Raw genomic sequence first — 11,444 nt, 5'->3', positions numbered from 1 at the left:
GGAGAGAGTCATGACCGACCTCAGCGAACTCGAGACCCAGAGCCTCAACGAGATCCCGCACCCGTCGCTGCCCGAGGGTTCCAGCATCTACGGCGGCACCAAGGTCTTCCCCGACTACCAGGCCGAGAACGGCGAGAGCTACTTCACGCTCGTGCACGGCATCGCGCACGAGTCGTCGGTCAGCTTCGTGGCCGTGCTGCAGGCCACCCGGGCGCTGCGCAAGGGTTTCGAGTCGGCGATCTACTTCTACGGCCCCGGTTCGCTGAACGCGCTGGCCACCCGTGGGTTCCCGACCACCGGCAGCTCGGCGTTCCCCGGCGAGCACAACATCAACAACTCGCTGAAGACGTTCATCGCCGAGGGCGGCAAGGTGTACTGCTGCCGGTTCGGGCTGTCGCTGCACGGTGCCCGCGAGGAGGACCTGATCGAGGGCGTCATCCCGACGCACCCGCTCGATGTGCAGGACGCGCTGATCCACTACGCCCGCAAGGGCGCGATCATCAACTCGACCTACATGCTCTGACATGACTGTCGGTATCCGCGCCGATATCGCAGTGCGGGGCGTACGGGTGGCGACACCCGTACGCCGCCCGGCCGGCGCCGGGCCCAGCGACGACGGTCACCTCGTCATCGACGGGGGGAACGCGGCGCTGCCGATCGACCCGCACAGTCCCTATGAGATCCGCGACGACAAGATCTGGCTCGGCGAGCAGGACACCGGGCTGTCCCTGCAGGTCGTGCGCCGCCCGGCGTTCTACGACCTGAGCACCGCCGACGGCGTCGGTTACGAGCAGATCGCCCGCTTGCACGGCAAGGATGTGCTGGCCACGACCGTCGTGCAGACCTGCATCCGGTACGCGGAGGAGCAGCGCTGCCGGTTCTGCACGATCGAGGAGTCGCTGCGGGCCGGGGCGACCGTGGCCGCGAAGACGCCCGCCCAGCTCGCCGAGGTGGCCGAGGCGGCGGTGCGGCTCGACGGCGTCCGGCAGATGGTGATGACCACCGGCACCACCACGGGTCCGGACCGTGGCGCCCGCAACCTGGTGCGCTCGGTGCGCGCCGTCCTCGAGGCGGTCCCCGGCCTGCCGATCCAGGTGCAGATCGAACCGCCCGGCGACCTGGTGGTCATCGACGACCTGTACGCGGCCGGCGCGAGCTCGATCGGCATCCACGTCGAGGCGCTCGACGACGCGATCCGGCGCCGCTGGATGCCGGGCAAGGGCTCGGTGCCGATGGCCGAGTACGAGGCCGCCTGGGACCGCGCCGTCGCGGTGTTCGGGCGCAACCAGGTCTCCACGTACCTGCTCATCGGCCTCGGTGAGGAACCCGGCGACCTGGTCGCCGGGGCGGCCCGGCTGATCGAGCGGGGTGTCTATCCGTTCGTGGTGCCGTTGCGCCCGATGGCCGGCACCCTCGCCCGCCGCGACGGCGTCACCGCCCCGCCGCCGTCGGTGGTCCGTGACGTCAGCGAACGGGTCGCGACGCTGCTGCGCGACGCCGGCATGCTCGGCGCCGACCAGAAGGCCGGCTGCGCGGCGTGCGGCGCGTGCGGCATCCTCCAGGCGGCCGGCGGATGACCGATCTTGTCCCGGCGCTGCTGGGTGCGCCGCCCTGGTTCATCGAGCAGGCCGACGACCTGCGCGACTACCACCGGCTGCGGCGGCGGGTGTTCGTCGAGGAGCAGGCCCTGTTCCGGGTCAGCGACCGCGACGACCGCGACGCCGATCCGCGTACGGTCGTGCTGGTCGCCCGCGCCCCCGACGGCACCGTGCTCGGCGGGGTGCGGCTCGGCCCGGCCGGACCGGGACCGGACCTCGGCTGGTGGGTGGGCGGCCGGCTGGTCGTCGACCCCGGGGTGCGCGGGGCGCGGGGCATCGGGCCGGCGCTGGTCCGGGCCGCCTGCGCCTACGCCGAGCACGCCGGGGCGCTGCGCTTCGACGCCACGGTCCAGCGCCGCTGGGAGCCCATGTTCCGCCGCCTCGGCTGGACCCGGGTCCGCGACACCACCGTGGCGGACCAGCCCCACACGCTCATGCGGTGGCCGGTCGGGCGCCTGCAGGCGCTCGCCACGGCGGCCAAGAGCGCGCTCGGCGACCTCGTGCGTGACCTGGCCCCGGCCGGGTTCGCCGGGGACGACGGGGCGCCCGTACCCGGCAGCGATCTGATCGCCGCCTGCGACGCGATCCTGCCGTCCATGGTGGAGCGCGACCCGGAGTGGGCGGGCTGGTGCGCGGTGCTGGTCAACGTCAACGACCTCGCCGCGATGGGGGCGAGCCCGGTGGGCCTGCTCAACGCGGTGGCCGCCCGCGACGCGGCGTTCGCCGCGCGGATCCTGGCCGGCCTGCGACGCGGCTCGGCGGCGTACGGGATCCCGGTCCTGGGCGGGCACACCCAGCTGGGGGTGAACGCTGCCCTGTCCGCGACGGCGCTGGGCCGGGCCGCCGACCCGGTGCCCGGCGGTGGCGGACGGCCCGGCCACCGGCTGCGGCTGACCGCGGACCTCGGCGGCGGCTGGCGTCCCGGCTACCACGGCCGGCAGTGGGACTCGACCAGCCACCGCACCGGCGCGGAACTACGGTCCATGACCGGTTTCGTGGCCCGGGCGCGTCCGGCGGCGGCCAAGGACGTCTCCATGGCGGGCATCGCCGGCACGCTCGGCATGCTCGCCGAGGCCGGCGGGTGCGGCGCGGTGCTCGACGTCGCGGCCGTGCCCCGCCCGGCGGCGGCGTCCATGGGCGACTGGCTCACGTGCTTCCCCGGCTACGCCATGCTCACCGCCGGCGAGCTGCGCGGCACCGGCGACCCCGGCCCCGCGGTCACCGCCGGGTGCGGCGAACTCGTGGCCGGTGAGGGCGTCCGGCTGCGCTGGCCGGACGGCGAGACCACACCGGCGATCAGCGCCGCCGTCACCGGCCTGGGCCCGGCATGACCACCACGACGATCAGGAGGGCTCAGCATGACCCGCATTCGGATGGCCGCGGTCGCGGAGGCGTTCGACCGCGACCTCGAGGGTGACTTCGCCCGCGTCGAGACGCTGATCGCCGCCGCCCGCGCCGATGGGGTCCAGCTGCTGGCGCTGCCCGAGGCGGCGCTCGGCGGCTACCTCGCCGACCTCGACGGGGCCGCCGAGCAGCCGCCCGCACTGCGCCTCGACGGCCCGGAGATCGCCCGGCTCGTGGATCTGGCCGGCGACATGGTGGTCTGCGCCGGGTTCTGCGAGGCCGACGGCGACCGCCGCTACAACAGCGTGGTCTGCGTCGGCGGTGGCGAGGTGCTCGGCAACCACCGCAAGGTGCACCAGCCGCTGCGGGAGAACGCCAGCTACGACTCCGGTGACGGGTTCGCCGCGTTCGACACCCCGGTCGGCCGGCTCGGGCTGCTGATCTGTTACGACAAGGCGTTCCCGGAATCGGCCCGGTCGCTGGCCCTGGACGGCGCCGAGATCATCGTCTGCGTCTCGGCCTGGCCGGGCAGCCGTACCGACGCCCCCGCCGACCTGGCCGACGACCGCTGGACCCGCCGCTTCGACCTGTTCGACCGGGCCCGCGCGCTGGAGAACCAGGTCGTCTGGCTGTCGGCCAACCAGTCCGGCACGTTCGGCTCGCTGCGGTTCGTGTGCAGCGCCAAGGTCGTCGACCCGGGCGGCGACGTGCTCGCCACCACCGGCACCGCCCCGGGCATGGCCGTCGCGGAGCTCGCGGTCACCGAGGCACTGACCACCGCACGTCGTTCGATGGGCCACCTGCGCGACCGCCGCCCGGACGCGTACCCGATGCTGGCATCGGCCACCATCTAACCCATGCCTGTCACCCGGTTGGCCGCCGCCGCGGCCCATTTCGGCCGCGACCTCGACTACGACCTCGGGCGGATCGGCAAGCTCATCGCCGACGCCCGGGACGCGGGCGCGGGCCTGCTCGTGCTCCCGGACGCGGCGGTCGGCGGCTACCTGGCGGACCTGCGGCGCCCCGACCCGGACGCGCTGCCGCCCGCGTTCGCCGTGGACGACCCGGTGCTGGGCCGGATCGTGCACATGGCCCGGGACATGGTCGTCTGCGTCGGCTACTGCGAGGCCGACGGCGACGACCGGTACAACGCGGCGGTCTGCGTCACCGGCGACGGGGTGCTGGGCCGGCATCGCAAGGTCCACCTGCCGGCCGCCGAGGTCACCGCGTACACCGCCGGGGACACGTTCGCGGCGTTCGACACCCCGGTGGGAAGGCTGGGCATGCTGATCGACTACGACAAGACGTTCCCGGAATCGGCGCGCACCCTCGCGCTCGACGGCGCCCAGATCGTGGCCTGCCTGTCCGCCTGGCCGGCCAGCATCACCAACCAGGCGCCGAAACTGTCCCAGGACCGCCAGTCCCGCCTGTTCGACCTCTACGACTGCGCCCGCGCGGCGGAGAACCAGATCGTGGTCGTCTCGTCCAACCAGACCGGCGCGGTCGGCGGCATGCGCTTCCTCGGCCAGGCCAAAGTGGTCGGTCCGGGCGGCAACATCCTGGCCCGCACCTGGGCCAAGGCCGGCCTCGCGGTGGCCGAGCTCGACATCGCCGCCGAGGTCACCGCCGCCCGCCGGGTGCTGCGCCACCTCGACGAACTCAAACCCGCCAGCTACCGGACCGCGGCGCCATGAGGATCGCGCTGCTCACGTACTCGACCCGGCCGCGCGGGGGAGTGGTGCACACGCTCGCGCTCGCCGAGGCCCTCGCGGCCCAGGGCCAGGACGTCACGGTCTGGACGCTCGGTCGCGGCGGCGGTTTCTTCCGGCCCGTGCATCCATCGGTACGGGTGGAAGTGGTCCCGTTCCCCGACGTGCCCGGGGTCGGCGAGCGGATCCTGCGCTCGATCGACGCGCTGCGCGAGGCGTTCACCCCGGGCGAGTACGACATCGTGCACGCCCAGGACTGCATCAGCGCCAACGCGGCCGACCGGTGCGTGCGCACGATCCACCACCTCGACCGGTTCACCACCCCGGAGCTCGCGGCCTGTCACGAACGGGCGATCGTGCGGCCGTACGCCCATCTCTGCGTCTCGGCGGCCGTCGCGGCGGAGGTCACCGCCGGCTGGGGCCTGACCCCGGCGGTGATCCCCAACGGGGTGGACGCCACCCGCTTCGCCACCGCCGTCCCGGACACCCGGCACGGCTCGTACCTGCTGTCGGTCGGCGGTATCGAGCCCCGCAAAGGATCCATCGAGCTGCTCGACGCGTACGCGAAGCTCGATCTGCCGGACCTGAAGCTGGTCATCGCCGGCGGCGAGACGCTGTTCGACTACCGCGACTACCGGGCCGCTTGGCAGGCCCGCGCCGCCGAGCTGGGCATCTCCCCGGTCGTGCTCGGCCCGGTCGGCCACGACGAGCTGCCCGGCATCATGGCCGGCGCGGCGGCGTTCGCGTTCCCGTCCACCAAGGAGGGTTTCGGCCTGGCCGCCATGGAAGCGCTGGCCGCCGGCGTCCCGGTGGTGGTCCGCGATCTCCCGGTGCTGCGCGAGGTGTTCGGCGACACGGTCGGCTACGGCACCGACGCGGCAACGCTCGCCGCGGCGCTGCACCGGGCCGTCGAGGAACCCGACCCGGCCCGCACCGCCGCGGGCCGGGCACTGGCCGCCGCCCACACCTGGGAAGCGGCGGCCCGGGCACACCTGGCCTTCTACGCGACCCTCACCCCGTAGCCGGCGCTCACCCGGATCATCGGCCGACCGGGCCGCAGATCACGTCATCCATGAGCCGCGACGCGCGCCGCTGCACGGCGGCCGCGGCCGCCTGATCGGCCAGCTGGGTGGTCAGCGACAGCACGGCCACCCGGGACCCGTCAGCGCTCACCGCGTTCGCGGTGCTCGTGCCGGGCACGTCGCCGCCGTGCGCCCAGTAGCCACCGCAGCGGTTCGGGACGAACATGATGCCCAGGCCGTACCGTGCTCCGGGCATGTCCTGCTGGAACGTCTCGGCGAGCACCGTCTCGTGCAGCTGGGCCATCTGCCGCGGTTTCAGGAGCCGGCCCCGCTGCAGCGCCTGCCAGAACCGGGCCAGGTCGGACGGTGTGGTGACCATGCTGCCGGCCGCGTCCGCCGCGGTCGGGTTGAACGCGGTGGTGTCGGTCAGCCCGCCGCCCGGCGCCCACTGCTGGTAGCCCTTGGCGTGCGGGTCCGGCAGGGCCGCCCGGTCACCCGGCGCCGACGTGTGCCGCAGCCCGAGCGGCCGCAGGACCCGGTCGCGGACCTCGGTGGCCCACGGCCGCCCGGTCACCCGCTCGATGATCATCCCGGCGACGACGTAGTTGGTGTTGGAATAGTCCCAGTGCGTGCCGGGCGCGAAGCCGGGCTCGTGCTCCAACGCCGCCGCGAGCAGGGCGGCCGCGTCGTAGTGGTCGAATCGATGGACCAGGAATTCCTCGTACGACCCGAGCGCCGCCATGTCGTCGGTGAAATTGTGCAGACCACTGGTGTGCTGCAGCACCTGCCGCCCGCTCGAGATCACCGGTCCCGGCCACGATGCCCGATGGTGGCAGCGGCGGCGGGCCCGGCGCTCCCGGCGACGAGAGAGGCGGCCAGAACGGTGGCTACAAGGTGTTTTCGCATGCCCTTGACGCTACGAAGACACCGGCCGGGTTCCCATCCCGCTGACCCCCGGAGGGCGGGTGGAGACAGCACCACCCCGATGCCGGCGAAGGTCTTGCCCGCCGCGCGCGGGGCGGCCGAGAATCCAGGGGGTGACGATCGTCCAGAAGTGGCTCGTCCGGCGCGCTCGGCTGGGGCGGAACCCTACCGTCGACCGGTGGTTCCGCTCTCTTGTGGACGGCACCGGGGGCCAGGTGGTCGAAATAGGGTGCGGGGTGGGTCTGCTGTTCCGCTACTACCCGCCGACGGTCGGCCGGGTCATCGCGATCGAGCCCGACCGGGCCAGCCGGTTGCAGGCCCGGTCGGTGGCGGCCGGGTTGCCGCAGCCGGTCGAGGTCGTCGACGGCGGTGCCGGGGGAGTGCTGCCGATAGCCGACGACGCCGCGGATTTCGTGGTCTGCCCGGCGGTGCTCTGCAGTGCGGCCGATCCCGCTCAGATGGTCCGCGAGATCGACCGCATTCTGCGCACCGGCGGACAGCTCCGCGTCCTGGAACACACGCTGTCGGGGAACCGGGTGCTGGCCGCACTGCAGCGGCTCGCCGACCGGTGCGGCTGGCCGCGGTTCTTCGGCGGTTGCCATGTCTCCCGCGACACCGAGGCGCGGCTGGCCGGAGCCGGGTTCCGCTGGCTCGAGGTGGAGCACGGCTGGTTCACCCGCGCCCCGTTCATGTGGCCGTCGGGACCCCACGTCCGCGGCACCGCGGTCCGGGCCCGCGACACCGCGGACCGGTGAGGCGTCCGCCACCGGCACCGCACCCGGATGGGCGAGCAGCCACACCGCCCGCCCGGTTGAGCACCGTCGCGACCCCGGTGAAGGAGACCGCCGGCTCAGGACAGGGTCAGCGCCTTCAGGCGGGCGTGCAGCGCGGCGGCGGTCGCCGGCCGGAGCCGGGACGCGGTGTTGCGCAGCTGGTACGGGTCGATCCGCCGGTCGTAGAACTCCCGGAACCCGTCGTTGTACTCGATGTAGGTGTAGTCGGCGGTCCGGATCGCGACGTACGTGCGCGGGTTGCCGGAGCTCGCCGGCGCGTAGTCGGGGTCGGCGCGGTCGGCGTCCGGGCCGTGGTGCTCGATCAGCGCGGCGGTCTTCCAGTCCCGGGGGACCGTGCCGGCCAGCAGCGGCCGCAGGCTCCGGCCGTCGACGTCGTCCGGGACGCGCGCGCCCGCGAAGTCGCCGAACGTGGGGCGCAGGTCGATGTTCTCGGTCGGCCGGGTGACCCGAGCGCCGGCCCGCACACCCGGACCGGAGACCACCAGAGGCACCCGTACGTCATGGTCGAAAGCGGTCTGCTTGCCCGGCCGAAGCCGGTGTTCTCCCAGGTGGTAGCCGTTGTCGGAGGCGAAGACGAGCAGGGTGTTCCCGGCCACCCCGGCCCGGGCCAGGCTCACCCGCAGCGCGCCGATCATCCGGTCCACCGACAGCACGGACTGTGCCCGCAGCCGGTGCACCGCGTCGAGCCGGGCCTGGTTGGCCGCGGTCAGCGGGGTCCGGGCGGCGAGCCAGGCCGGCGCGCCGGTGGGCAGCACGTCGAACGCCCGGTTCCGTGGCGCTTTGAGCCCGGGGAACCGGCGGGCGTCGCGCGGCGCCGGAGTGTACGGACTGTGCGGCGCGTACGTCGCCACCTCCAGCAGGAACGGGCTGCCCGAGGCGGCCGACCGCGTGATGAAGCTCTGTGCCTTGCGGGAGATGACGTCGGTCAGGTAGTCGGCGGGCCGGTGCCCGTAGTGCACGATCCGGTCGTTCTCGGCCAGGTCGTAGTCGTACTGGGAGTAGGCGCTGCCGGCCACCGCCCACTCGCTCCAGCCCGGCGGCACCGCCTGCCCGGCCCTCGGGTGGTACCGGTTGAGGTACTTGCCCATCAGCGCGGTGCGGTACCCGGCGCTCTGCAGGTCGGTGGCGAACGTCGAACGGTGGTTGCCGTGCCGGTTGAACGCGCCGAGCCCGCCGTCCGGCCCGCTGTTGGTGAACACGCCGGTGTTGTGCGGGAACTTCCCGGTCAGCATCGAGGCCCGCGACGGGCAGCACAGCGAGTCGGTGACGGTGTAGTTCGTAAAGCTCGTCCCGGCCCGGCGCATCGCCCTGACCTGCGGCATGTAGGCCAGCAGGCTCTCGGTCAGGTCGTCGGTGAGCACGAACACGATGTTCGGCCGGGTGTCGCGCGGGGCTACCGGGGTAGGAGAGGACATCGAGGTGCACCCGCCGAGCGCGAGTAGCGCCATGAACACCATCAGTGAGCGACGACCCATGCGTCGACCATAGAACGCGTGTCACTCTTGGGGCGGGAGGTGAGGCAGTGATGACTGATTCTTTCCAGTTCGCCGGCGCCACGGTCGAGATCGTGGAGCCCGGCACCATCCTCGCCGCGGCGCGGGTGAACCCGGTGGAGTTGCTGCGCCGGGCGACGTTCCCGGAGCCGGTGCGCCGCGCCGGACTGACCGTGAGCAGCGCGGAGACCCCGGACGGGCCGGTGCACGTCTTCGCCGCGGAGATCAGCACCGTCGCCGGCGACGACCTGCCGCAACGGGACCGGATCCGGGCGGTCGTGCTCGGCAACGACCCGGTCGGCGTCCTGTTGGCCAAGCGGATCGCGGCCGGCGACCCGATCACCACCCGCATCGTGGACGGGGTGGGAACGGCGGCCGTCGCCGCGTACAAGAAACTCGGTCTTGACCGTCCGAACGACCCACCGCCGCAGCGGGAGGCGCGCCCCGGCGTGCTCGCCGACGCGGCCGCGGGCCTGCAGGCCACCGTGAGCTACGACGCCGGTGGCACGCTGGTGCGGCTGCGCGCCGAGGTCCCGCGCGACGACGTCACCCCGGAGCACCTCGCGGCGATGGTGAAACTGCTGCTGCAGGCGGTTGTCGACCTGCAGCCGCCGGGCGAGGCGACGCTGGGTGAGGAACCGCTGGCCGGCCGCCGTTTCGTCGTCGCCCGCGAGACGATCCCCAAGGTCGCCACCACCACCCAGGAGGTCACGCTCGACCAGGTAGGCGGGCTCGCCGCGGTGGTCGGCGAGCTGCGCCAGATCGCGGTCTCGTTCCGGCACCCGGAGGCGATGGCCCGCTGGGGGGCGCGGCGACCGCAGGGCATCCTCATGTACGGCCCGCCCGGCACCGGCAAGACGATGCTGTCCCGGGCCCTGGCCAACGAGATCGGCGCCGACTTCCGCGAGATCCGCACGCCGGAGATCCTCGACAAGTGGCTGGGCGGCTCGGAACGCAACATCAAGCAGATCTTCCGCGACGCCCGGCGCTACCGGGTGCCCACGCTGATGCTGTTCGACGAGTTCGACTCGATCATCAGTTACGCCGGGTCCGGCGGGGACGCCGCCAGCCAGGCCATCAACGCGGTCGCGGGCATCTTCAAACAGGAGATGAACGACCTGATCGAGGCCAACCCGAACGTGATCGTGGTGGCCACGACGAACTTCCCGCACCGGGTCGACGACTCGCTGATCCGCTCGGGCCGCTTCGACGTCAAGATCTCGGTGCCCAAACCCGACGACACGAGCCGTACCGAGATCTTCCGCAAGATGATCGCGCAGCTCGCGGCCGTGCACGAACGGCCCGGCTTCACGATGTTCGCCGACGGCATCGACCTGGCCGCTCTCGGCGGGCTCAGCCACGGCATGACCGGCGCCGACATCAAGGAGGTGCTGCGCCGGGTCCAGCTGGCCAAGGCGATGCAGGACGCCCGGACCGGCGGCCTGGTCGACCCGATCAGCCAGGCCGACCTGGTGGCCAGCATCGCCGACCTGCGCGGCTAGCCTCCCGGGAGGTCCAGGTCGAGCCGCAACCAGCGGGCCAGGTCCTGGATCTCCCGGCGCACAGCGGCGGCGGTCGCCCGGCGCAACGGCGCGTCCTCGTGGATCGCGTCGACCCGCAGCACCCCGGCTTTCCGGTCGGCGGTGGCGTCGAGCTTGCCGACGAGCCGGTCACCGTCCAGGATCGGCATCGCCCAGTAACCCCACCGGCGTTTCGCGGCGGGCTTGTACATCTCCAGCGTGTAGTCGAACGTGAAGATCTCCGCCATCCGCTTGCGGTCGAAGATCAGCTGGTCCAGCGGGGACAGCAGCGCCACCCGGGGCTCGAACGGCTGGTCCCGCTGTGCCGGATCGACCTGCCACGTGCCCCGGACCCCGTCGACGGTGACGGTCTCACCGGCCGGGCCGCCGCGCATGATCCCCTGGGCGGCCAGCAACCGTTCGGCGCGCAGCCGCAGCGCCGTGTCCGCGGGTACGATCTCGTCCGGGTACACCCGCTCGGCCAGGTCGAACAGCCGTTTCGGCCCGCGCCGCCCGGCGACCGCGACCTGCCCGCAGCGCACCATCAGATCGAGCAGCCGGTCCACGTTCTTGTTGTTGTTCCACCCCGACGACCGCCACGGGAGATTGGTGGTGTCCGGCAGCTCGGCCAGCGTCAGCGGCCCCTGCGCCTGGATCCGCGCCAGGATGTCGCGCCGGCAGTCGTCGTTGGCCGACATCCACTCACGCTGGTCCTCCTCCCACTCCGTCAGGTCCGCCCGGTCCAGCCAGGCCGCCATCTCCGCGCGGTACAACCCAAGATCCTCCCGCGGCCTGACCCGGCCGCGGAGCTCGATCAGCGACCCCCGCTCCAGCGCGGACACCAGTTCCCCCGGACGGTACGACGACCCGAGCCGGCTCCACACCACGACATCGGCGCTCGGGGCGACCGCGCTCGTCGGCTCGACCTGCAGCATCGTCAGGTGCCGCACCACCTCGTGCAGCCCGGCGGGACGGGCCCGGTCCAGCAACTGCGCCCGTACGGCGATCCGCCGCGCCTGCTCCCGGGAGATGACGTCCAT

Annotated in this window: 11 protein-coding genes; 8 read left to right on the top strand and 3 right to left on the bottom strand. The window is 73.0% G+C overall.

Annotation, left to right across the window (positions count from 1 at the left end):
* The first annotated feature begins 10 nt into the window (after positions 1 to 10).
* The 6 genes from ACIA6A_RS24630 to ACIA6A_RS24605 are packed head-to-tail and all read left to right on the top strand — an operon-like array spanning position 11 to position 5,673.
* Positions 11 to 523: an MSMEG_0572/Sll0783 family nitrogen starvation response protein gene (locus ACIA6A_RS24630; protein WP_396100192.1), complete on the top strand. Its 513-nt coding sequence runs from the start codon at positions 11 to 13 to the stop codon at positions 521 to 523.
* A 1-nt stretch (position 524) separates the two neighbouring features.
* Positions 525 to 1,577, top strand: coding sequence for an MSMEG_0568 family radical SAM protein (locus ACIA6A_RS24625; protein WP_396100191.1), 1,053 nt, complete (start codon positions 525 to 527; stop codon positions 1,575 to 1,577).
* On the top strand, positions 1,574 to 2,929 hold the full coding sequence (locus ACIA6A_RS24620) for an MSMEG_0567/sll0787 family protein (protein ID WP_396100190.1): 1,356 nt from the start codon (positions 1,574 to 1,576) through the stop codon (positions 2,927 to 2,929). The genes ACIA6A_RS24625 and ACIA6A_RS24620 overlap by 4 nt, the downstream gene beginning before the upstream one ends.
* Before the next feature lie 27 nt (positions 2,930 to 2,956).
* A complete protein-coding gene (locus ACIA6A_RS24615) occupies positions 2,957 to 3,796 on the top strand; it encodes a carbon-nitrogen hydrolase family protein (protein ID WP_396100189.1) in 840 nt (279 codons plus the stop codon).
* Positions 3,797 to 3,799: 3 nt separating this feature from the next.
* Positions 3,800 to 4,636: a carbon-nitrogen hydrolase family protein gene (locus tag ACIA6A_RS24610; protein WP_396100188.1), complete on the top strand. Its 837-nt coding sequence runs from the start codon at positions 3,800 to 3,802 to the stop codon at positions 4,634 to 4,636.
* Complete coding sequence (locus tag ACIA6A_RS24605) at positions 4,633 to 5,673, top strand: MSMEG_0565 family glycosyltransferase (RefSeq protein ID WP_396100187.1); 1,041 nt, start codon at positions 4,633 to 4,635, stop codon at positions 5,671 to 5,673. Before ACIA6A_RS24610 ends, ACIA6A_RS24605 begins: the two co-directional genes overlap by 4 nt.
* Positions 5,674 to 5,689: 16 nt before the next feature.
* Here the strand turns inward: ACIA6A_RS24605 and ACIA6A_RS24600 are convergent, their stop codons facing one another.
* Positions 5,690 to 6,478: a serine hydrolase domain-containing protein gene (locus tag ACIA6A_RS24600; RefSeq protein ID WP_396100186.1), complete on the bottom strand. Its 789-nt coding sequence runs from the start codon at positions 6,476 to 6,478 to the stop codon at positions 5,690 to 5,692.
* A 160-nt stretch (positions 6,479 to 6,638) separates the two neighbouring features.
* Here ACIA6A_RS24600 and ACIA6A_RS24595 point away from each other — a divergent pair, with 160 nt between their 5' ends.
* Complete coding sequence (locus tag ACIA6A_RS24595) at positions 6,639 to 7,352, top strand: class I SAM-dependent methyltransferase (protein WP_396100185.1); 714 nt, start codon at positions 6,639 to 6,641, stop codon at positions 7,350 to 7,352.
* A 95-nt stretch (positions 7,353 to 7,447) separates the two neighbouring features.
* Here ACIA6A_RS24595 and ACIA6A_RS24590 read toward each other — a convergent pair whose 3' ends face one another.
* Positions 7,448 to 8,866 (bottom strand): sulfatase, encoded by a 1,419-nt coding sequence (locus ACIA6A_RS24590; RefSeq protein ID WP_396100184.1) that lies wholly within the window; start codon positions 8,864 to 8,866, stop codon positions 7,448 to 7,450.
* 50 nt (positions 8,867 to 8,916) lie between these two features.
* On the opposite strand from ACIA6A_RS24590, the gene ACIA6A_RS24585 reads away from it, so the two are divergent.
* A complete protein-coding gene (locus ACIA6A_RS24585) occupies positions 8,917 to 10,386 on the top strand; it encodes an ATP-binding protein (protein ID WP_396100183.1) in 1,470 nt (489 codons plus the stop codon).
* On the opposite strand, the gene ACIA6A_RS24580 is transcribed toward ACIA6A_RS24585, so the two are convergent.
* Positions 10,383 to 11,444, bottom strand: coding sequence for a DNA glycosylase AlkZ-like family protein (locus ACIA6A_RS24580; RefSeq protein WP_396100182.1), 1,062 nt, complete (start codon positions 11,442 to 11,444; stop codon positions 10,383 to 10,385). The two genes, ACIA6A_RS24585 and ACIA6A_RS24580, sit on opposite strands and share 4 nt — an antisense overlap.

Origin of the sequence: Actinoplanes sp. NPDC051494 (assembly GCF_044454705.1) — a bacterium.
Lineage (GTDB): Bacteria > Actinomycetota > Actinomycetes > Mycobacteriales > Micromonosporaceae > Actinoplanes.
Note: the sequence above shows the minus strand (reverse complement) of the source record. Positions and strands in the feature narration are given on the sequence as shown.

Coding starts and splice junctions, on each gene's coding strand:
- ACIA6A_RS24630 (WP_396100192.1), top strand. CDS start 11: ATGACCGACCTCAGCGAACTCGAGACCCAGAGCCTCAACGAGATCCCG.
- ACIA6A_RS24625 (WP_396100191.1), top strand. CDS start 525: ATGACTGTCGGTATCCGCGCCGATATCGCAGTGCGGGGCGTACGGGTG.
- ACIA6A_RS24620 (WP_396100190.1), top strand. CDS start 1,574: ATGACCGATCTTGTCCCGGCGCTGCTGGGTGCGCCGCCCTGGTTCATC.
- ACIA6A_RS24615 (WP_396100189.1), top strand. CDS start 2,957: ATGACCCGCATTCGGATGGCCGCGGTCGCGGAGGCGTTCGACCGCGAC.
- ACIA6A_RS24610 (WP_396100188.1), top strand. CDS start 3,800: ATGCCTGTCACCCGGTTGGCCGCCGCCGCGGCCCATTTCGGCCGCGAC.
- ACIA6A_RS24605 (WP_396100187.1), top strand. CDS start 4,633: ATGAGGATCGCGCTGCTCACGTACTCGACCCGGCCGCGCGGGGGAGTG.
- ACIA6A_RS24590 (WP_396100184.1), bottom strand. CDS start 8,866: ATGGGTCGTCGCTCACTGATGGTGTTCATGGCGCTACTCGCGCTCGGC.
- ACIA6A_RS24585 (WP_396100183.1), top strand. CDS start 8,917: ATGACTGATTCTTTCCAGTTCGCCGGCGCCACGGTCGAGATCGTGGAG.
- ACIA6A_RS24580 (WP_396100182.1), bottom strand. CDS start 11,444: ATGGACGTCATCTCCCGGGAGCAGGCGCGGCGGATCGCCGTACGGGCG.